Source organism: Stappia sp., from assembly GCF_048268045.1.
Classification (GTDB): Bacteria; Pseudomonadota; Alphaproteobacteria; order Rhizobiales; family Stappiaceae; genus Stappia.
In genome coordinates this window covers 303440-323961 of sequence record NZ_JBLWWG010000001.1, presented here as the reverse complement: position 1 = coordinate 323961, position 20522 = coordinate 303440, and the positions used below count along the sequence as shown (strand labels likewise).

The window sequence follows — 20522 nt, the reverse complement described above, 5'->3', positions numbered from 1 at the left end:
TCTGGCACCTCTAGTAGCGCCCATGGGGCGAAATGAAAACGGCCCGCGCGGGGCGGGCCGTTTCCATCTGTCGATAACCCGGAAAAACCGGGAGGCAAGGGCCCCTAGGGCTTAGTTGCGCTCCTTGTCGACGAGCGCGCCCTTCTTGATCCACGGCATCATGCCGCGCAGCTTCTCGCCGACTTCCTCGATCTGGTGAGCATCGTTGAGGCGGCGGGTCGCCTTGAAGCGGGCCTGGCCGGCCTTGCATTCCTGCATCCACTCGGAAGTGAACTTACCGGACTGGATGTCCGTCAGGATGTCCTTCATCGCGGCCTTGGTCTGCGGCGTCACGACGCGCGGACCGGACATGTACTCACCCCACTCGGCAGTGTTGGAGATGGAGTAGTTCATGTTGGCGATGCCGCCCTCGTAGATGAGGTCGACGATGAGCTTCACTTCGTGCAGGCACTCGAAGTAGGCCATCTCGGGAGCGTAGCCAGCCTCGACCAGCGTCTCGAAACCGGCGCGGATGAGCTCGACGAGGCCGCCGCAAAGCACGGCCTGCTCGCCGAAGAGGTCCGTCTCGCACTCTTCCTTGAAGGTCGTCTCGATGATGCCCGAACGGCCGCCGCCAACGCCGGAAGCATAGGAGAGGGCGATGTCGAGGGCGTTGCCGGAAGCGTCGTGATGGACCGCCACGAGGCAGGGAACGCCACCGCCGCGCTCGTATTCGCCGCGCACCGTGTGGCCCGGGCCCTTCGGCGCGATCATGATGACGTCGACGGTCGGCTTCGCCTCGATCAGGCCGAAGTGGACGTTGAGGCCATGAGCGAAGGCGATCGCGGCGCCGTCACGGATGTTGGCTGCGATGTGATCGTTGTAGATGTCGGCCTGGAGTTCGTCCGGGGTGGCCATCATCATCAGGTCGGCCCAGCCGGCGGCATCCGCGACACTCATGACCTTGAGGCCATCGGCCTCGACCTTCTTGGCGGTGGAGGAACCCGGACGCAGGGCGACCACAACCTCGGTGACGCCGGAATCCTTGAGGTTCAGAGCATGGGCGCGGCCCTGGCTGCCGTAGCCGATGATGGCGACCTTCTTGGACTTCAGCAGGTTCAGGTCGGCATCGCGATCGTAGTAAACGCGCATTTCAGCAGTCTCCCGTTTGCGTTTTCGCTTCTTGGCCGGCGGCATGTCCCGCCGCGCGGCCGGGGTCAGGATTGCCGGGCGCAGCCTGTTTCGTGGCTGTCCCCGGCAGGGTGGTGAAGGGTGAGGAACTGGTCGACGGCGCGCCGCGCCCGTTCCGCGAAATCCGGTTCGGCGACGCCGGGCTCCTCGCCGAGAAGCCAGCGCCCATGGCTGTCGCGCAGGATGAGCCCGTAGAGCGTGCGATAGGCATCGGTCGAATCGTCGCAGGCGATGTGCCCCTGCGCCGCGCCCGCTTCCAGCAGCACCCGGGCCCTCGTGGCGATGCGCTCGCGGCCGCGCTCCAGCAGAAGGCGGCCGAGCGGTGCGCCGTCGCGGCTCGCATGGGCGGTTGCCAGCCTGTTGAGCGCCAGCGACGTGTCGCCGGCAAGCACAGTCAGCAGGTCCTCGGCGAAGGTGACAAGCCGATCGCGGAATTCGCCCGCACTCAGTTCGCCCGCCCGTTCGCTTGGCACCCGCACCTTTGCCGCCTGGTGGCCGACGATGGCCGCCAGCAGGCCGTCGCGGTCGCCGAACCAGCGGTAGAGGCTTTCCTTGGAACAATTGGCCGCCCGTGCCAGCGCCGCCGTCGTCAGCGCCTTCTCGCCACCGTCTACGACAAGCCGCAGCGCCGAGGCGAGGACCTCGTTCTGGCGCGGCGTGAAGTCGCTTTCGGTGAGGGGAGGCATGCTCGACATTCCGGTCCGGGTGGCTGCGTCGGAGGAGGGCGGAAAGGCCGCCAAGACCGACGTTTCAGGGCGCGGGGCCCTGGTTCTTGCAGATCTCGCTGGATTGGTACCGTACGGTACGGTTCGGCGGCATTTATCGCATCGGGCCTGAGGACGGTCAAGGGGGAAAGTGGCAGGTGCGAATGGCGGATCGGAGGCGGGAAGGCGCGTTGCGCGCATGTTGCCAGGGCGCTGAAACCGCCCGCGGAGGCCCACACTTGCACCGCATCTCCTGATCTCTTCCGTAAGGAAATGGGAAAGGAGAATCGCTCCCTGATAGGCCTTGCCCAGATGCCTGTTTGTCCCGTCAGGAAAAAGGCCTTGTCACATCTGTCGGGGATTTACCGAATATACCGAGGCTGCGACGCAGATGATGGTCGGTAGCGGTTTGTTAACCACGATGCACCACGCTTTCTTTACGTGCCGAGGGTGGCGGGCATCCGCGTGAACCGGGTGGCTCTCTCGACGTTCAGGGCAACCGGCCGTCAAAGGCGCCCGCAAGGCCGTGCGCTTGTCGGCGACCTCAAAGAGTGGACAAGTTCAGGCGTGGCGAAAATCACTCCCCTTCTCTTGCTACTCAGCCTCGCCATCGGTGCGGCGGCCCCGGCGCATGCGGCCGATGCCAAGGGCTTCAATCCCCTCAAGCTGGATGGACATGTCGTGAAGTGGGGGGCGCCCAGGCTCGGGGTTCCGGCACGCGTGACCTATGCCTTTGCCCGTGGCCCTCTCGACAACACGAGCGCCCGCAACTGCCGGGCGATGGACAGTCTTGAGCGTGTCGCCCGCGAGAGCAGGCTCGATCTTGCCGACATTCGCGGCGAGGCCGTCGCCGCCTTCCGGCTCTGGGAGGAGGCGAGCGGGATTTCCTTCCAGGAGGTCGGCTCCGTCGGTGAGGCGAACATTGTCATCGGCTCCCAGTCATCGCCGCGCGGCTATGCCTTCACCAATGTCCAGCACGCAAGGCAGGTCACTGGCCTGCCAGGGGTGGCGGCGGGCAGTGACCGAGGTCTTGGCAAGGCGGGATCCGCATCCGACGTGACAAGCGAGAAACGCGCCGCCGGTGGCCCACGGGTCTCCCGGATCACGCAGTCCGCCATCTGCCTCAACCCCGCGCACAGGTGGAAGATCGGCTTCGACGGCGACCTCGGCGTCTATGATCTCAGATACACTTTCGCCCATGAGATCGGGCATGCGATCGGTCTCGACCATTACGTTCGGCGTCAGTCGATCATGCATTTCAGGTATGGGGAAACCTTCCAGACCCTGCAGCCTGGCGACATCGAGGGCGTTCAATGGCTCTATGGCCGCCCTGGCTAACAGCGCGAAAGCCATCGGTGTGCCATCGGCTCCGCTGGTCTCGCGCGGCCGTGCCTCGGGTGAATTGGGCCCTCTTGTAGTACCGGCCTAATACCCGTTGCCGCACGCGGATTGCTAGCCTCCTCCCCGTTCCAGTTCACATTCGGGAGGATGCGATGAGCAAGAAGAAGATCCTGATGATCACCGGTGACTTCACCGAGGATTACGAGACGATGGTCCCGTTCCAGGCATTGCTGGCGCTTGGGCACGACGTGCATGCGGTTTGCCCGGGCAAGAAGGCCGGTGACACCGTGGCGACCTCGATCCACGATTTCGAGGGCGACCAGACCTACAGCGAGAAGCGCGGGCACAATTTCACGCTCAACGCGACATTCTCCGAGATCGATCCGGCCGACTATGACGCGCTTGTCGTTCCGGGCGGGCGGGCGCCGGAATATCTGCGACTCGACACTGCCGTCATCGCGGCGGTGAAGCATTTCTTCGAAGCGGACAAGCCGGTTGCCGCCATCTGTCACGGGGCTCAGATCCTGGCGGCCGCGCGTGTCATCGAGGGGCGGACGGTGTCGGCCTATCCCGCCTGCCGGCCCGAGGTGGAACTCGCAGGGGGGCATTATGCGGATATCGCGATCGACGGCGCGGTGACGGACGGCAAGCTTGTCACTGCGCCCGCCTGGCCGGCGCATCCCGCCTGGCTCTCGCAGTTCATAGCGGTGCTTGCCGTTTGACGGGCCGCTGGCGCCCTTGATTGATTTCAAGCGACGGCCGGGCCAACCTGCCTCCCGATGGGGCAGGTTGGCCCGGCCGCGCGGCAGGCGACGGGCGCAAGGCATGAGCCCGACGGACAGGGAGGAGGCGGTATGTGCAAGCTCTTTATCGAGGCGGATCCGGGGCTTTGGGAGAGCACGACCCGGTCGCTCAGGATCGACCGGATGGTGACCAGTGTCCGGCTTGAGACGTTTTTCTGGAGCATTCTGGAGGAAATCGCAGAGCGTGACGGGATGAACCTCGTGCAACTCATCACGCGGCTGCATCACGAATCCATCGAGGCTGGCCACGATCTCGGGAACTTCGCGTCGTTCCTGCGCGTGTGCTGCGGCCGCTATCTGGCGCTGCAGCTCAGCGGCGACATTCCCGCGGATGTCTCGACGCCGATCTCGACGCTCGACAGCGCGCGCATCCTCGACAAGGAGCGCGCCCGCCTCTCGCATCCGCTGCCCCGGCGGGTGAGTGGCGGCGCCGCCGTGGCGCGCATCGCCTCGCGCTAGATAAGCAGCTCGCCCTTGGCAATGATGACGGCCTGGCCACCGATCCGGGCCGCCTTGAGGGCTCCGGCCTGGATGTCGATCTCAAGATCGATCATCGAGGGACGCCCCATGTCCACGCCCTGTTCGATGCGCAGATTGTGAGTGCCATCGGTGGGCTTGTCGAAGTGGCGGACGACGCCGGCGAAGGCAGCCGCCGCGGAGCCCGTCGCCGGGTCCTCGACGATGCCCATGGCCGGGGCGAACATGCGCGCGGAAAAGGTACTTCCGCTCGCCGCCGTCTGACGGCAGTAGACATAGGCGGCGGCCCCCGATCCGAGTCCGCCGAAAGCCTCGTCCCAATTGGCGTTGCGCGGGCGGGCCCGAGAAAGTGCGGCCAGATTGGCCACCGGAACGAAGGCAAAGGGCACGCCTGCATCGTAGGAGCAGGGCCGGTGGTTCTCGAAGCCGATTTCGTTTGGCTCCAACGAGAGCGCGGCGGCGATGATGTCCCTGTCGGCGAGCGGGTCAGCCGGGCGGGGAAGCCTGGGCACGTCGAACTCGGCGAAGCCCGCCGCATTCGGCTTCAGAACCACGCCGCAGCGCACGTTGCCGACGCCTTCCTCGAGGATGACCATGGCGTTCTGGTCGGCGTCGATTTCGCCGAAACGCTCCATCGCCATCAAGATGGCCGTTCCGACAGTCGGGTGACCGGCGAAGGGGAGCTCCTTGGCGGGCGTGAAGATGCGCAACTTCGCGGAATGGGCCGGGTTTTGCGGGGGCAGAACAAACACTGTTTCCGACAGGTTGAACTCGCTCGCGATCGCCTGCATGCGCTGGTCTGACAGTCCCTCGGCGTCCATGACGACTGCAAGCGGATTGCCTGCAAGCGCCTGATTGGTAAAGACGTCGAGTACGAAATAACGTCGTGCCATCGTGTCGTTCCCTGGCTGGCCGCGAGAGCAGTGCGTGCTGGATTTGATCCGGCCAGACTTTGGCATGGCGGGCGCGCCATTGCCAGCGGGTGCAGGCAGCTGCAGCGTCGCTAGCGTTAATGGCCCACTCGGCTCGGTGCCGGCGTGACGGAGCAGAGGATCTTGCCGAAGCCCTGTCCTCATGGCAGTTTGCCGCCCATGTCACAGTCGCCAGAAGCTCCCGTTCGCGTTTCCGCGTTCTATCTCTTTGCTCCGCTTGAGGATTTCGAGGCGTTGCGCGCGCCTCTGCTTGCTGTTGCGCAAGAAGCCGGCGTGCGCGGGTCGATCCTGCTTGCTGGCGAGGGGGTAAATGGCACCATCGCCGGCGACGCGCCGGGCGTTGCGCGCGTCCTTGCTCACCTGCGTGCCGACCCGCGTCTTGCAGATCTCTCCGACAAGGCGTCCTTCGCCGAGAAGATGCCTTTTCGCCGGCTCAAGGTGCGCCTCAAGCGTGAGATCGTCAGTCTTGGCGTCGAGGGGATAGATCCCCGGCGGACGGTCGGAAACTATGTCTCGCCCGAGGACTGGAACGCGCTGATCAGCGATCCCGACGTGACGGTGATCGACACGCGCAACGACTACGAGATCGCCTTTGGAACCTTCGAACGGGCCGTCTCTCCGCAGACCCGCACATTCCGCGCCTTCCCGGAGTGGGTGCGCGGCGAGCGGGAGAAGGGCCGCGCCCGCAAGCTTGCCATGTTCTGCACCGGCGGCATCCGGTGCGAAAAGGCGACGGCGCTCATGCTGCGCGAGGGGTTCGACGAGGTCTATCACCTCGATGGCGGCATCCTGAACTATCTCGAGAAGGTGCCTCGGGAGGAAAGCCTCTGGAAGGGAGATTGTTTCGTGTTCGACGAGCGGGTCGCGGTCGATCACGAACTTTCGCCGACCTGGGGCCGGGACGCGCCGCCCGAAGCGCATGAGGTTCTGCCGAAGGACGTGGTGGACCGCGACGCGGCGAAATAGGCACCGCGGACCCGGCGTGGCCGTTCAGAGCCTGAAGCGATGGGGCGGCAGGCCGCGAGTTCCCGGCGTGAGCGTGAAGAGGTGGCCAAGGTCCGGATATGCGGCGAGCATGTCCGCGTCGGCCAGCGGGCGTAGCGATGTCACGACCAGTACGTCGAGATCGGGGCCGCAGAAGCACGGCATGGTCGGGCGCGGCACGGGCATGGAGATCGTCTCGACCAGCGTTCCGTCCGGCGTGAAGCGGTTGAGCACGCCGGCAGAGATGCCGGCCGACCAGTAGTTTCCCGAAACATCGACGGTTCCCCCGTCCGGCCGCCCGGTCTCGTTGACGAGCTGAGCGAAGCGACGTCGGTTTGAGATGGCACCGGTTCGCGGATCGAAATCCCATGCGTCGATCCAGCCGGGACGGCTGTCGGCGTGATAGAGCGTGCGCCCGTCCGGTGACCAGGCGAGACCGTTTGAGACGGTGACGTCGGAGACCAGCCGGGTCACCGTGCCTGCGCGGTCGACCCGATAGAGTGCGGCGATCGGCTGGCGCTCCGGGCGGTCGTCCATGGTGCCGACATAGAAGGCGCCGTCGGGGCCGACCTTGCCGTCATTGAGACGGGTTCTCGCATCGTTCGCCTCGATCTCCGCCAGCGTCTCCACGATCTCGCCGCTTGACAGTCGAAGCAGGACGATGCGGTCGCGGATGGCGGCAACGAGGAGGTCGTCGTCCTGTGTCAGGCCGAAAGAGCCGATGACGTCTGGAAGGTCGAGGCTGTGTTCCCGGCCGCTTTCCCAGTCGCGGACATGAAGGCGCTTGCCGAGGACGTCACACCACAGCAGGTGCCCGCTTTTCGGATCCCAGATCAGGCTCTCCGCAAGGTCCGAGCGGATGCCGTCCAGCTTCGAAATCGTAGCGGTCATCATGTGCACTTCTCCTGCCCCGTCGCGCTTGGCACGGTGTGGGAGGGGACGTTTGGAATCAAGCCTGGATATTGGGCTACCCGGATATCAGGCGGAGAGGGGATGAAGCGGGGCCGTTCCGCGGCCGGTGAGCCAGTCGTTGCGGATCGAGGCGGCCAGTTTGGTCAGGCCGGAGAGCGTGTCCGGCTTGGCGATCACCGCATCCGCGCCGGCCGCCCGGGCCTCCTCGCGCAGGTGTGCCTCGGCGCCCGTGGTGATGACAATGAGCGGTACCGCGTCGAAGGCCGGACGGCGGCGCAGGTGCGCGACCAGTTCGATGCCCGACAGGCCGGGCATGTTCAGGTCAATGAGCACGAGATCAGGAACCGGAACGCCGGCCTCGTCCATGCGCGCAACGGCTTCCAGCGGGCTGACACAGGTTGCCAGCGAGAATCCGCCGGCGTCGACGAAGGCGTCGCGCAGCGCCCGCGACAGCAGGAACAGGTCGTCCGGGTCATCGTCGATAACAAGCACCACCGTCTTGCCGTCGGTCTTGCCCGCCGGTGCGATTGACTGTCTGCTTTTGAGTGTGCGTGCCCTGATCATTGCAACAGTAGCGTATCAGCAAAATTGCCTATCTTCCACTGCGATATATTACATACAGGCTCGCTATTTATGGTCGATGGGAGGTTTTTCAGTCGGATCAATCCCTTGCCGGGAGTGTCGGCAGAACGAAGGCCGTCGTCCGCGCGACCGTGCGGATGGCGAAGGACGAACGCATCCGCGATACTCCTGGCAGACGCGTCAGGTGATCGCGGTGTATGCGCTCGAAGTCGGCCGGGTCGGCGGCGGCGATCCGGAGCAGATAGTCGGCGTCGCCGGCCATCAGGTGGCATTCCATGATCTCCGGGGAACGTGCGACCGCCTCCTCGAAGCGGGCGAGCTCATCGCTTGCCTGGGAGTTCAGCGAGATCTCGACGAAGATCACCAGATTTCGCCGGATCTTGGAAGGATCGAGCAGCGCGACATAGCGCTCGATGACGCCCGCATCCTCCAGCGCCCGGACGCGGCGCAGGCAGGCCGAGGCCGAGAGGCCGACCTTCTCGGCAAGGTCGGAGTTGGCGATCCGCCCGTCGCTCTGCAGTTCCTTCAGGATGTGTCTGTCGATCCGGTCGAACATCGTGCCTGGCCTCCCGCTCGGTTCGCGCGTAGACAGGGTTCGAGCGCATCATGGGCCATGCTTTGAAGGTTCTGGTGCATGAGATTGCGCAATCTCACCAGTTTACGCTGGAATATTGCAAAACTTGCGCTCGGTCAGACGAGTTCGCAAGCACATTCGAGCGGCATTGCTTTAGTCTCTCTGCCTTCGGGTCATCCAGAGGGACCCAGGTAGGAGGCGACAATGAAAATCGGAGTACCCAAAGAAATCAAAAACCATGAGTATCGCGTCGGTCTGACGCCGGACAGCGTCCGCGAACTCGTAGCCCACGGGCACGAGCTGTTCGTGGAGACCAGTGCCGGCGCGGGCATCCTTGCAGAGGATGCGGCCTATCAGGCTGCCGGCGCGACGATCCTTGCCGATGCGCGGGCCGTCTTCGACGCCGCGACCATGATCGTCAAGGTCAAGGAACCTCAGGCTGCCGAGCGCGCGATGCTGCGCCCGGACCATATTCTCTTCACGTATCTCCATCTCGCCCCGGACCCGGAACAGACGGCGGATCTGCTGCGCTCGGGGGCGACCTGCATTGCCTATGAGACCGTGACCGACGCACGCGGCGGCCTGCCGCTTCTGGCTCCCATGTCCCAGGTTGCCGGCCGGCTTGCGATCCAGGCCGGCGCGACGGCGCTGGAGAAGTCCCACGGCGGAGCCGGCATGCTGCTCGGCGGCGTGCCTGGCGTGGCTCCGGCCAAGGTCGTGGTCATCGGCGGCGGTGTCGTCGGTGCCCATGCGATCACCATGGCGCTTGGTCTGGGGGCGGATGTGACCGTTCTCGACCGCTCCGTCGACGCGCTCGGCGCGCTGTCCGCCCGGTTCGGCGCGGCGCTCAGGACGGTCTATTCGACCCGCTCGGCGGTTGAGCAATATGTGCTCGACGCGGATCTCGTCATCGGTGCGGTTCTTCTTCCTGGAGCCGCCGCGCCGAAGCTCGTCACCGCCGACCATGTCCGGCGCATGAAGCCCGGATCTGTTCTCGTCGATGTGGCCATCGACCAGGGCGGCTGCTTCGAGACCTCGCGGGCGACGACACATGCCGAGCCGACCTATGTGGTCGACGGTGTCGTCCACTATTGCGTCGCCAACATGCCCGGGGCCGTGCCACGGACCTCGACCTATGCGCTCAACAACGCGACGCTGCCGTTCGCGCTGGCGCTGGCCGACAAGGGGGTGAAGGCGGCGCTGGGCGCCAATCCGCATCTGCTCGACGGGCTCAATGTGATCGGCGGTCACCTGACGTGCGAGGCGGTGGCGGAGGCTCTCGGCCTGCCGTTTGTCGACCCGACGCGGGCACTGGCAGGCGACTTCGGTTCGGCCGCCGCCTGAGTGTCTGGTGCCCATTGATGCGCACCAATGAAAACAGCCGGTCGGGGATCCGACCGGCTGTTGTCGTTTCTGGCGCCCGGTTCGGGCCTGTGGCGCGGTCTTACGGGCACGCCACCCGATAGCGGCGGCCGTAGCGGTCGCGTGTCACGCAGTTCTTCGGCGTTGTCGCCGAACCGACGGCGGCACCGCCGAGACCACCGATGGCGCCGCCAACAAGCGCGCCGCCGACGTCGCCGGTCGCGGCTGCACCGATGGCCGCGCCGGTGGCAGCACCAAGGCCGCCTCCGACGAGGGTTCTGTCGCGCTGGCTGTCCGACTGGCATGCCGCAAGCGTCAATGCCGCTGCGGAAACGAGAAGAAGTTTTTTCATGTCATAGCCTCCAGTTTGGATCATCCAGCGAAGGCACCCGGCGACCGTATCGCCGGATGCATTGGGGGGGGCGTCGCCGCTTACGGGCAGACGACGCGGTAGCGGCGACCATAGCGGTCGCGTGCAATACAGTTCTTGGGAGTGGTGGCCGAGCCGACCATGGCACCGCCGACGCCGCCGATCACGCCGCCAACAAGGGCGCCGCCCACATCGCCGGTCGCAACGCCGCCGATGACCGCACCGGTTGCGGCACCAAGGCCGCCGCCGACGAGCGCGCGGTCACGCTGACTGTCCGACTGGCACCCTGCGAGCAAAAGCGCTGCGCCGCCAACAACTAGGATCCTGAACATCTTGTCGTTCCTCACATGTCACCTGAAGTTCGGTAAAGTGTGCCGGCTTTTCAACCGGCGGGTGGCGCGGCTACCATCGGGATCTGTGCCCCCCTAACCGACTATCTGAGCATCAAAACCGGTGACAGTCTAGCAGGAGCGGATTGTCAGGCTGTGACGCAGATCATTGGTTTGCCGTTCTTTTCAACTCTCCTCGCGAACTTCGGAAACATGAGCGGAGGATGCACCGGCGAGACGGCGCAGGAGACCCATGGTGGAGGCGTCCCGCCCCTTTGCCTCGGACCTTCCCTCGATCATCGGCAGCAGTTCTCCTGCCAAAACCTTGCCAAGCTCCACTCCCCACTGATCAAACGAATTGATGTTCCAAATGGTTCCCTCGACAAACACGCGGTGCTCATAAAGCGCGATCAGGCGCCCCAGCGTGTAGGGGGTAAGCTTGTCGTGAACAATTGTGACGGAAGGACGATTTCCGGGGAAAACCTTGTGCGGGGTCAGTCGCTCGACCGTTTCGGCGTCATTGCCCTGTGCTTCGAGAAGCGCCCGGGCCTCCGCGGTCGTCCGGCCGTTCATGAGAGCCTCCGACTGGGCAAGGCAGTTTGCCACCAGCAATGCGTGATGATGCGCAAGCTCAGGTTCGTGGCCTCGGGCGGCGACGATGAACTCGCAAGGCACGACAGTCGTCCCCTGGTGAAGGAGCTGGTAGAAGGCGTGCTGGCCGTTGGTGCCGGCCTCCCCCCAGACGACAGGCCCGGTGTCCTGCTCGACCGGCGCGCCGGCAAGCGTTACCGACTTACCGTTTGATTCCATGTCGAGCTGCTGGAGATAGGCGGGCAGGCGGGAGAGCCGCTGGTCGTAAGGCAGGATCGCCCGTGAGGCGTGGCCGCAGACATTGCGATGCCAGACACCGGCAAGGCCAAGCAGCACCGGCAGGTTTCCGGCGAGTGGGGCCGTGCGGAAGTGCTCGTCCATCGCATGGGCACCGTCGAGGAACGCACCGAAATTCTCCGCGCCGACGGCAATCATCACCGGCAGGCCGATGGCCGACCAGACCGAATAGCGCCCGCCGACCCAGTCCCAGAAACCGAAGACGCGGGTCTCGTCGATACCGAAGGCGGCGACCTTGTCGAGCGCGGTGGAGACGGCGGCGAAGTGGTCGCCCACGGCCTGCTCACCGAGCGCATCGGCGACCCACCGGCGCGCTGTCGCGGCATTGGTCATAGTCTCGACGGTGGTGAAGGTCTTCGAGGCGATGATGAAGAGCGTTGTCGCCGGGTCGAGTGGCTTCAGCGTGTCGGCGATGTGGGCGCCGTCAACGTTGGAGACATAGTGCAACCGGGGACCGTCGGCGTAGGGGGCCAGCGCTCCGGTGACCATCGCCGGCCCGAGGTCCGACCCGCCAATGCCGATGTTGACCACATCGGTGAACGGCCTTTCCGTGCTTCCCCGAATGCGCCCGGCGCGAAGCGCCTCGGCAAATTTACCAGCCCGTGCCAGCGTCTCGCGCACATCTGGCATCACGTCGCGGCCGTCGACCGTCACCGGATCGCCGGAGCGGTTGCGCAGGGCGACATGCAGGACGGCGCGCCCCTCGGTCTCGTTGATCGGGTCGCCGGCGAACATCGCCGCACGGCGGGTCTCCACCCCCCTGGCGCGAGCCAGGCCGAGAAGCAGCGTCAGCGCCTTGGGCGACCAGCAGACCTTGGAAAAATCGACGAGAAGATCGTCGAAGGTGCGCGACAGCCGGTCGAAGCGGTTGGGATCCTCGCGAAACAGCTCGCGCAGGCCACGCGCCTGCAGGCGTTCGGCTTCGAGCGTCAATGCGCGCAGGATCTCGGCGGTGTCCATGTTTCCTCTCCTCTCGCCGCATCGGCCGAATGTCGCAATGTCCGCGCGTCAGCCCAGAGCGGCGGCGGTGCGGGCGCGCGCCTCTATCCCGCTCCAGTCGTCCATGGCGATTGCCTCGGCGCTCGCGATCCAGGAGCCGCCGACGCAGATGACGTTGGGCAACGACAGATAGGCGGGCGCGGAGCTTTCGGAAATGCCGCCGGTCGGGCAGAAGCGGGCGGCGGGAAGCGGGGAGGAGAGCGCCTTCAGCATCGCCACGCCTCCGGCCGCCTCGGCCGGGAAGAGCTTCAGCCGCACGTAGCCGGCTTCGAGAAGGCGCATGACTTCCGATGCGGTGGCCGCGCCGGGAAGCAGCGGCACGTCGTGGCCGGCCGCCGCTGACAGGAGCCTTTCGGTCGCACCAGGGGAGACGGCGAAGGTCGCGCCCGCGTCCACCGCCGCCTGATACTGCGCCGCGTCGAGCACGGTTCCCGCGCCGACCATCGCTCCCTCGACCTCGGCTGCCACCGCTCGGATCGCTTCCAGCGCCTTGGGCGTGCGCAAGGTGATCTCGATTGCGGGCAGGCCGCCCTTAACCAGCGCCTTCGCCATGGGTACGGCCTTCGCCGGATCCTCGATGACAAGCACCGGAATGACCGGGGCCGCCCGCATGATGCGGTCGAGCTTGGAAACGTCCTGCGTCATTTTCAGATCGACTCCTGATCTTCTTGAAACGGGCAGCCCCTGCTTTTCACGCAAAGGCGCCGAAAACATGTGCGCCCTGGTCGGCTGGACCGGCAGCGGCGCGGAAGGCGGCGAACAGATCGCGGCCGAGGCCGGTCTGGTGGTGGGAGAGGTCGGCGGTCATCGGCGGACGGGCGGCGAAATCCTGCGCGTCGACAAGAACCTCGAGCCGCCCGGCCTGTGCGTCGACACGGATCCTGTCGCCGTTGCGAATGCGCGAGATAGGTCCGGCGTCGACGGCTTCCGGGGTGACGTGGATTGCCGCCGGGATCTTGCCGGATGCACCCGACATGCGCCCGTCGGTGACCAGCGCGACCCTGAGCCCCCGATCTTGCAGGATTCCGAGCACGGGCGTCAGCTTGTGCAGTTCGGGCATGCCGCAGGCGCGGGGGCCCTGAAACGGCAGGACAGCGACGAAATCATCGGTGAGTTCGCCGGCCTTGAACGCTTCCTGCAAGGCCTCTTGCGTGAGGAAGATCCGGGCCGGGGCCTCGATCACCCGCCGGTCCGGCTTCACAGCGGAGACCTTGATGACGGCGCGGCCGAGGTTGCCGTCGAGCACGGTGAGGCCGCCATTGGGCTGGAACGGGTTCCTCACCGTCGAAAGCACCTTGGGGTCACCGCTCGCGCGCGCGCCCGGCTCCCAGGCGATGCCGCCCTCGGTGGTGAGCTTCGGCTCCGCCGTGTAGGAGGAAAGGCCGGTGCCGTTCACCGTGCGCACGTCCTCGTGCAGCAGTCCCTCGGACAGGAGCTCGCCGATCAGATAGCCCATGCCGCCGGCGGCCTGGAAATGGTTCACGTCGGCCATCCCGTTCGGATAGATGCGGGCGATCAGCGGCACCGCCTCGGAGAGGTCGGAAATATCGTCCCAGGTGAGCTGGATTCCGGCGGTGCGGGCGATGGCGACCAGATGCATGGTGTGGTTGGTCGAGCCGCCCGTCGCATGCAGCCCGGCGACGCCATTGACGATAGCGCGCTCGTCGATGACTTCGCCGACGGGCGTGTAGTCATTGCCAAGGGCGCTCAGCGACAGGGCACGTTTGGCGGCCTCGCGGGTCAGCGCGTCGCGCAGCGGCGTGTTCGGATTGACGAAGCTCGCGCCCGGCAGGTGCAGGCCCATGATCTCCATCAGCATCTGGTTGGAATTCGCTGTTCCGTAGAAGGTGCAGGTGCCGGGCGAATGGTAGGACCTGCTCTCCGATTCCAGCAATTCCGCGCGGCCGATCTTGCCTTCCGCGTAAAGCTGGCGGGTCTTGGCCTTCTCGTCGTTGGAAAGGCCGGTCGTCATCGGGCCGGCGGGCACGAAGACGGCGGGAAGGTGACCGAAGGAAAGCGCCGCGATCATCAGGCCGGGAACGATCTTGTCGCAGATGCCGAGGAAGACAGCCGCATCGAACATCTGATGTGACAGGCCGACGGCGGCCGACATGGCGATCACGTCGCGGGAGAAAAGCGACAGCTCCATTCCGGTCTGGCCCTGGGTGACGCCGTCGCACATGGCCGGCACGCCGCCGGCGACCTGCGCCACCGCACCGACCTCGCGCGCCGCGTCGCGGATCAGGTCGGGGAAACGCTCGTAGGGCTGATGGGCCGAGAGCATGTCGTTGTAGGCGGTGATGATGCCGAGATTGGGCACCACGTCGTCGGAGAGCCGGGATTTGTCGGTGACGCCGCAGGCGGCGAAACCATGGGCAAGATTACCGCAGGACAGACGCGAGCGTGTCGGGCCGGCCTCGCCGGCGGCGCGGATGCGCTCGAGATAGCGGGTGCGGGTGTCGCGGCTGCGCTCGGTAATCCGCGCGGTGACATCGGCAATCTTGCTGTTGAGGGCCATGGTTCCTGTCCGTCCTTTCGGTTGCGGCGCGCCGCTCCCACGATGCGCGGAGGGCGTCCGGCGATCCAGTTGGACCGGGAAGGGCATTGGAGAGGATGCCCCGTCCCGTGTGGTTTAAATCGATTTAAGGGCCGCCGCAACGGCTCCGGGCGTGTCGCGGACGGGCGATGTTGTCGCGCCTAGATCAGGTCCTCGAACCAGGTGCGGCCGTCGCGCTCGATCAGGGCGATGGAGGCCGACGGGCCCCAGGTTCCCGAGGTGTAGCCCTTCGGCGCGTCCTTCGAGGCAGCCCAGGCATCGAGGATCGGGTCGACCCACGCCCAGGCGGCATCCACTTCGTCGCGGCGCATGAAGAGTGTCTGGTTGCCGCGGATCACATCCATGATCAGCCGCTCGTAGGCGTCGGGGTTGCGTACGTTGAAGGCCTTGGCGAAGGACATGTCCAGTGGCACCTGGCGCAGCCGCATGCCGCCGGGACCGGGGTCCTTGATCATCACCTGCATGCGCACGCCCTCATCCGGCTGCAAGCGGATCACCAGCCGGTTGGAGGAGATCTCGCCGGCTTCCGCCTCGAAGATCGAGTGCGGGATCGGACGGAACTGCACGACGATCTCCGAGACGCGCTCGGCAAGGCGCTTGCCGGTGCGCAGGTAGAACGGGACGTTCGCCCATCGCCAATTGGCGATTTCAGCCTTGATCGCGACGAAGGTCTCCGTTTGCGATTCCTGGCCGTCGAGTTCTTCCAGGTAGCCGGGCACCGCGCCTCCGGCCGAGGCGCCGGCCCGGTACTGGCCGCGCACGGTGGCGCGCGCCGCGGTTTCCGCGTCCATCTGCTTCAGCGCCTTCAGCACCTTGAGCTTCTCGTCGCGCACGGAGTCCGCGTTCATCGATTCCGGTGGCTCCATGGCAACCAGGCACAGGAGCTGGAGAAGGTGGTTCTGGATCATGTCGCGCATGGCGCCGGCGGTGTCGTAGTAGCCGGCGCGGCCTCCAACGCCGATGGATTCAGCGACGGTGATCTGTACGTGGTCGATATGCGCGGCGTTCCACAGCGGTTCGAACAGCGCGTTGGCGAAGCGCAGCGCCATCAGGTTCTGCACCGTCTCCTTGCCCAGATAATGGTCGATACGGAAGACCTGGTCCTCGGCAAAGACCGCGCCGATGGCCGCGTTCAACTCCTTGGCCGAGGCGCCGTCCTTGCCGATGGGCTTCTCGATGACGATGCGGGTCGTCTCGTTGACGAGGGCGTGGCTGCCGATGCGCTCGCAGATCGCGCCGAAGAAGTCCGGGGCGACGGCGAGATAGAAGGCCCGCACCACCTGGTCGCGCCCCTTAAGCATGGCGGCGAGATCGTCCCAGCCCCGCTCGCCGGCGGCCTCGGCCGAGACGTAGAAAATGCGCTCCAGGAACCGTGCGAGGGCGTCTTCCTCGAGATCGCCGACGTGCTCGCGCAGCGCCTCCGTGGCAAAGTCGCGATACTGCGCCGCGCTCATCTCGCGGCGGGAGCAGCCGATGATGCGGGCATCGTCGGGGATCTGTCCGTCCGCGTCGCGGTGATAGAGCGCGGGCAGGATCTTCCTGTGGGCGAGGTCGCCCGTGGCGCCGAAAACAATCAGGTCGAACGGGGCGACCTCGATGACACGCGCAACCATGTCGGTCCTTTCATGTCTTTCAGGGGGCGGAGAGGGGAGGCTCGGCCCGCTTGTCCAGTTCCGTGTCGATTTCGTCGCGCCTGGGCAGATCCGCGCCGCGGCGCGTGCAGGTCACCGCGGCCGCGTCGACGGCGAAGGCGAGAAGGCTGGTCAGGGCGTCCTGCGTCAGGTCCGCCAGACTGTCGCGGTCGGTGCGTCCGGTCTCGTGCAGGCAGGTGAGCAGGGCGGCCTGGAAGGTATCGCCGGCGCCCACCGTATCGCTTACCGCAACCCGCCGGCCGTCGAGCGCGACCCTGTGGCGCACCGTGCGCCCGACCGCTCCCCCGACGCCCAGGGTCGTGATCACGAGGGCCGGGCCCTTGCGCAGAAAGGTGTCGGCAAGTTCGTCGAGGTCAACGCCAGGATAAAGCGTTCCTGCATCTTCGGAGCTGATCTTGAGCAGGTCCACATGCGGCAGCAGCGCTTCGATGCGCGCGCGCCAGGCGTCGAGGTCGGGCACCACTGTCGGGCGCACGTTGGGATCGTAGGCAATGAGGCGGCGCCCGTGCTCGCGGCGTACCAGGGCAAGCAGGGCCTCGCCCACCGGCGGCACGAGCGCCGAGAAGGAGCCGATGTGGAGTGCCGAGATGGTTTCGGGCAACTCCGGAAGATCTTCGGGGAACACCTGCCGGTCGGCGGCATTGTCGCCGTAGAAGGCATAGGCGGGGCTTCCGTGCGCATCGACGCCGACGACGCTCAGCGTGGTGAGCGCGGTTGTCGCCTTCGCCAGCGAAATGTCGACGCCCTCGCGCGTCAGGGCGCGGCGCAGGCGTGCGCCGAACAGGTCGCTGGACAGCGCGCCGAAGTAGGCGGCTGGCGCCCCGAGCCGCGCCAGGCCGACGGCGACATTGAACGGAGAACCGCCGATGCGCGCGTCGAAGGACAGGCGTGCGCCGTCTTCTTCCGCGAACAGGTCGAAGAGAGCTTCGCCGCAGACGAGGATCATTTGGAGCCGCCTTTCGTTGCGCGCGCGGGTGCCGAGGAAACGAACCCGGCGACCGCCTCGACGAGGCCCGACGCGAGCGGCAGCTCGGGGTCCTGATAGGTGGCCAGGCTCGCCGCACGGTCGTTGCCTCTGGCGGTCTTGAGCACATGGGTGGCGCCGTCGAGGATCACGAGGCGCGCTCCGGGGCGGGCGTCCGCGAGCCGTTGCGCATCCTCGACGCTCACCTGAACGTCGTTGGAACCCTGCACGATCAGGACGGGCAGGTCGACGGCGGCGATCATCTCGGCCGGATCATGGGAGAGCAGGTCGATCATGTAGGGCTGGATCGAGGGGTTGAAGAAGCCGGCGAGCTCCGGGCTCACGCCGGAAAGGTCCGCCTCGTGCCCGGCCTCGATCTCGCCGAGAATGCGCTCGACGCTCTCGAGCACCGGCGCGCGCTCGGGCCCCTCGGGCGTGAAGGCGCGGAACTGGTCGCGCAGGATCTGGCCGATCGGCCGGCCGGGCGTTCCTGCAAGCACGAGGCCGCAGATGGCGCCGTTGCCGGCTTCGGTGCCGGGCTCGCCGGTCAGGGCGGTCTTCATCGCCACAAGGCCGCCTTCGCTGTGGCCAAGGATCCAGATACAGGGCGCGCCGATACGCTGGCGGATCACGCCAATCCACGAGCGCAGGTCGTCGGCATAGGCGGCGAGCGTCACGTCCGAGGCATCGGCAACGGCGTCGCGGCTGGAATGGAGGCCGCGCTTGTCGATCCGCACGGAGGTGATGTTGCGTGCGGCGAGGCCCTTGGCGAGGAGCTTCAGCGTGTCCGGACGGATGCCGCTCGGCATGTTGCCGTCGCGATCACTCGGGCCCGATCCCGGCACGATCAGAACGACCGGCCGGTCGGCTGTCGCAGGGCCTGCCATCGCACCGCGCAGCGGACCGAGAGGACCGGGCGCTTCAATCTCCGTCGCCTGGGCGTCCGTCGTCTGCACGAGCATGCAGGAGACGATCAGCGCCAGCGCCGCAAGATGAATTCGCATCGTTCTACCTCTGCAAAGGCGGAGTGCCTCAGGCGGCCACGGCCGCTCCGGGCGGCTCCTTGGCGCCGGTCATGATCGCAACGGCGTCGGCCATGGAAAATTCGTCTGGTCGTATGACACAGGCGCGACGCCCGAGCCGGTGGATGTGAATGCGGTCCGCGACCTCGAACACATGTGGCATGTTGTGTGAAATCAAAACGATAGGCAAGCCGCGCGCTTTCACATCCCTGATCAGTTCGAGGACGCGGCGGCTTTCCTTGACGCCGAGCGCGGCCGTCGGCTCGTCCATGATAACGACCTTGGAGCCGAAGGCGGCGGCGCGCGCCACGGCGACGCCCTGGCGCTGGCCGCCCGAAAGCGTCTCGACGGCCTGGTTGATGTTCTGGATGGTCATCAGGCCAAGCTCAGAGAGCTTCTCGCGCGCGATGCGCTCCATCCCCTTGCGGTCGAGCTTGCGGAATACCTTTCCCAGGAAGCCGCTCTGGCGCAGTTCCCGCCCCATGAAGAGGTTGTCGGCGATGGAAAGGGCAGGGGAGAGGGCGAGGTTCTGGTAGACCGTTTCGATGCCGGCCTGGCGGGCGTGCATCGGCGAGGTGAAGTGAACCGGCTGTCCTTCCAGGCGGATCTCGCCCTCGTCAGGCACGACCGCGCCGGAGATTGCCTTGATCAGCGTCGACTTGCCGGCGCCATTGTCGCCGATAACGGCGAGCACTTCGCCGGGGAAAAGCTCGAAGTCGGCCCGGTCGAGCGCCACGACGCGGCCGTAGCGCTTGACGAGGCCGGTTGCCGACAGGATCGGTTCGCGGGTCATGCGGCCACCTTTCTGATCCACTGGTCGACGGCGACGGCCGAGATGATCAGCACGCCGATGAGCAGATATGTCCATTGCGGGTCGGTGCCGACGAGACGCAGGCCGAGCGAGAAGACGCCGACGATGAGAGCGCCGAAGAGCATGCCGAGAACCGAACCGCGCCCGCCGAAGAGCGAGATGCCGCCAATGACGACCGCGGTGATGGACTCGATGTTGGTGAACTGGCCGGATGTGGGCGAGACCGAGCCAAGGCGACCGATGAGCGCCCAGCCGGCGAAGGCGCAGATGAGGCCGGCGAGCGTGTAGACCGAGATGCGCACGCGCACCACCTGCACGCCGGCGAGTTCGGCCGCGTCCGGGTCGTCACCGACGGCATAGACATGCCGTCCCCAGGCGGTGTGGTTGAGGACGTAGTTGAGCACGAGCACGAGCACGAACAGGCCGACGACGCCATAGGTGAACACCGCCCCGCCAATGTTGAACTTCTCGCCGAAGAACTGGAGGATCGGTGCTTGCCGCTCTATTTCCTGGCTGCGGATCGTCTCGTTGGCGGAATAGAGGAAGTTTGTCGCCAGCACGATCTGCCACATGCCGAGCGTGGCGATGAAGGGCGGCAGGCGCATGACGGCGACCAGCGCGCCGTTGATGAAGCCGCAGAGCGCTCCGCAGGCGAGACCGCACAGGACGGCGATCTCCGGGGGCAACCCGTAACGAAAGGTAAACTGCCCCATCACCACCGATGACAGGACCATGATCGCGCCGACCGAGAGGTCGATGCCGGCGGTCAGGATCACCAGCGATTGCGCGCAGCCGACGATGCCGACAATGGCCACCTGCTGAAGGATGAGCGTCAGTGAGAAGGGGGAGAAGAACTTTTCACCCAGATAGAAGCCGAAGACGGCGACCGACGCGATGAGCACGATCAGCGGCACGAACTCTGGCCGGGCATGCAGCTTGTGCTGCACGAGACCGAGCAGCGACCTGTGATGCCGGTCGAAGGCGGCGACGGATCCGGGCCCGCTTGCAAGCGATGTCTCGTAGGCCTGTGGCGTGCGGCTTTCCGCTTCGCTCATGGTGTTCTCCCGAAAGACTTGGCGGTTCGCGACA

The 20522-nt window shown here is 66.1% G+C and carries 20 protein-coding genes and 1 pseudogene; 5 read left to right on the top strand and 16 right to left on the bottom strand.

The window, feature by feature from the left end:
* Positions 1–111 precede the first annotated feature (111 nt).
* A complete protein-coding gene (gene ilvC / locus ACN0WF_RS01480; RefSeq protein WP_417770993.1) occupies positions 112–1131 on the bottom strand; it encodes a ketol-acid reductoisomerase in 1020 nt (339 codons plus the stop codon).
* A gap of 65 nt (positions 1132–1196) precedes the next feature.
* Positions 1197–1865, bottom strand: a complete 669-nt coding sequence (locus tag ACN0WF_RS01475; protein ID WP_417770992.1) for a TetR/AcrR family transcriptional regulator C-terminal domain-containing protein — start codon at positions 1863–1865, stop codon at positions 1197–1199.
* A 576-nt stretch (positions 1866–2441) separates the two neighbouring features.
* Between ACN0WF_RS01475 and ACN0WF_RS01470 the strand changes: the two genes are divergently transcribed.
* The 3 genes and pseudogenes from ACN0WF_RS01470 to ACN0WF_RS01460 form a co-directional block, all read left to right on the top strand.
* Positions 2442–3212, top strand: coding sequence for a matrixin family metalloprotease (locus ACN0WF_RS01470; RefSeq protein ID WP_417770991.1), 771 nt, complete (start codon positions 2442–2444; stop codon positions 3210–3212).
* Positions 3213–3367: 155 nt separating this feature from the next.
* Positions 3368–3937, top strand: coding sequence for a DJ-1/PfpI family protein (locus ACN0WF_RS01465; RefSeq protein ID WP_417770990.1), 570 nt, complete (start codon positions 3368–3370; stop codon positions 3935–3937).
* Positions 3938–4069: 132 nt separating this feature from the next.
* Positions 4070–4411 (top strand): annotated as a pseudogene (locus ACN0WF_RS01460) (ribbon-helix-helix domain-containing protein); the annotation flags it as partial.
* 62 nt (positions 4412–4473) lie between these two features.
* On the opposite strand, the gene ACN0WF_RS01455 reads toward ACN0WF_RS01460, so the two are convergent.
* The gene (locus ACN0WF_RS01455; RefSeq protein ID WP_417770989.1) at positions 4474–5388 is read right to left on the bottom strand and encodes a PhzF family phenazine biosynthesis protein; all 915 of its coding nucleotides are present in this window, start codon (positions 5386–5388) and stop codon (positions 4474–4476) included.
* A 144-nt stretch (positions 5389–5532) separates the two neighbouring features.
* Between ACN0WF_RS01455 and ACN0WF_RS01450 the strand changes: the two genes are divergently transcribed.
* Positions 5533–6393 (top strand): rhodanese-related sulfurtransferase, encoded by an 861-nt coding sequence (locus tag ACN0WF_RS01450; RefSeq protein ID WP_417770988.1) that lies wholly within the window; start codon positions 5533–5535, stop codon positions 6391–6393.
* A 24-nt stretch (positions 6394–6417) separates the two neighbouring features.
* Here ACN0WF_RS01450 and ACN0WF_RS01445 read toward each other — a convergent pair whose 3' ends face one another.
* The 3 genes from ACN0WF_RS01445 to ACN0WF_RS01435 all read right to left on the bottom strand — a co-directional run bounded on the left by ACN0WF_RS01445 (position 6418) and on the right by ACN0WF_RS01435 (position 8461).
* A complete protein-coding gene (locus ACN0WF_RS01445; protein ID WP_417770987.1) occupies positions 6418–7305 on the bottom strand; it encodes an SMP-30/gluconolactonase/LRE family protein in 888 nt (295 codons plus the stop codon).
* An 84-nt stretch (positions 7306–7389) separates the two neighbouring features.
* On the bottom strand, positions 7390–7887 hold the full coding sequence (locus ACN0WF_RS01440) for a response regulator (RefSeq protein WP_417770986.1): 498 nt from the start codon (positions 7885–7887) through the stop codon (positions 7390–7392).
* Positions 7888–7984: 97 nt separating this feature from the next.
* Complete coding sequence (locus ACN0WF_RS01435; RefSeq protein WP_417770985.1) at positions 7985–8461, bottom strand: Lrp/AsnC family transcriptional regulator; 477 nt, start codon at positions 8459–8461, stop codon at positions 7985–7987.
* A gap of 222 nt (positions 8462–8683) precedes the next feature.
* Here ACN0WF_RS01435 and ald point away from each other — a divergent pair, with 222 nt between their 5' ends.
* Positions 8684–9823 carry an alanine dehydrogenase gene (ald, locus tag ACN0WF_RS01430; protein WP_417770984.1) on the top strand — a complete coding sequence of 380 codons (1140 nt, stop codon included), beginning with the start codon at positions 8684–8686 and terminating at the stop codon, positions 9821–9823.
* A 100-nt stretch (positions 9824–9923) separates the two neighbouring features.
* Here the strand turns inward: ald and ACN0WF_RS01425 are convergent, their stop codons facing one another.
* From ACN0WF_RS01425 to ACN0WF_RS01380, 10 genes are all read right to left on the bottom strand, one after another.
* Positions 9924–10193, bottom strand: coding sequence for a glycine zipper domain-containing protein (locus ACN0WF_RS01425; RefSeq protein ID WP_417770983.1), 270 nt, complete (start codon positions 10191–10193; stop codon positions 9924–9926).
* 80 nt (positions 10194–10273) lie between these two features.
* On the bottom strand, positions 10274–10543 hold the full coding sequence (locus ACN0WF_RS01420; RefSeq protein WP_417770982.1) for a glycine zipper domain-containing protein: 270 nt from the start codon (positions 10541–10543) through the stop codon (positions 10274–10276).
* Positions 10544–10726: 183 nt separating this feature from the next.
* Complete coding sequence (pgi, locus tag ACN0WF_RS01415; RefSeq protein WP_417770981.1) at positions 10727–12388, bottom strand: glucose-6-phosphate isomerase; 1662 nt, start codon at positions 12386–12388, stop codon at positions 10727–10729.
* 48 nt (positions 12389–12436) lie between these two features.
* Positions 12437–13072, bottom strand: coding sequence for a bifunctional 4-hydroxy-2-oxoglutarate aldolase/2-dehydro-3-deoxy-phosphogluconate aldolase (gene eda / locus ACN0WF_RS01410; RefSeq protein ID WP_417770980.1), 636 nt, complete (start codon positions 13070–13072; stop codon positions 12437–12439).
* Positions 13073–13118: 46 nt separating this feature from the next.
* Positions 13119–14945 (bottom strand): phosphogluconate dehydratase, encoded by a 1827-nt coding sequence (edd, locus tag ACN0WF_RS01405; RefSeq protein WP_417770979.1) that lies wholly within the window; start codon positions 14943–14945, stop codon positions 13119–13121.
* Between the two features lie 179 nt (positions 14946–15124).
* Positions 15125–16597 carry a glucose-6-phosphate dehydrogenase gene (gene zwf, locus ACN0WF_RS01400; protein WP_417770978.1) on the bottom strand — a complete coding sequence of 491 codons (1473 nt, stop codon included), beginning with the start codon at positions 16595–16597 and terminating at the stop codon, positions 15125–15127.
* A gap of 19 nt (positions 16598–16616) precedes the next feature.
* Positions 16617–17582, bottom strand: a complete 966-nt coding sequence (locus ACN0WF_RS01395; RefSeq protein ID WP_417770977.1) for a carbohydrate kinase family protein — start codon at positions 17580–17582, stop codon at positions 16617–16619.
* Positions 17579–18604, bottom strand: a complete 1026-nt coding sequence (locus ACN0WF_RS01390; RefSeq protein ID WP_417770976.1) for an alpha/beta hydrolase — start codon at positions 18602–18604, stop codon at positions 17579–17581. The genes ACN0WF_RS01395 and ACN0WF_RS01390 overlap by 4 nt, the downstream gene beginning before the upstream one ends.
* A gap of 28 nt (positions 18605–18632) precedes the next feature.
* Entirely contained in the window at positions 18633–19415 is a 783-nt protein-coding gene (locus ACN0WF_RS01385) for an ATP-binding cassette domain-containing protein (RefSeq protein WP_417770975.1), read from the bottom strand.
* Positions 19412–20488, bottom strand: coding sequence for an ABC transporter permease (locus ACN0WF_RS01380; RefSeq protein WP_417770974.1), 1077 nt, complete (start codon positions 20486–20488; stop codon positions 19412–19414). Before ACN0WF_RS01380 ends, ACN0WF_RS01385 begins: the two co-directional genes overlap by 4 nt.
* Between the last annotated feature and the right edge of the window lie 34 nt (positions 20489–20522).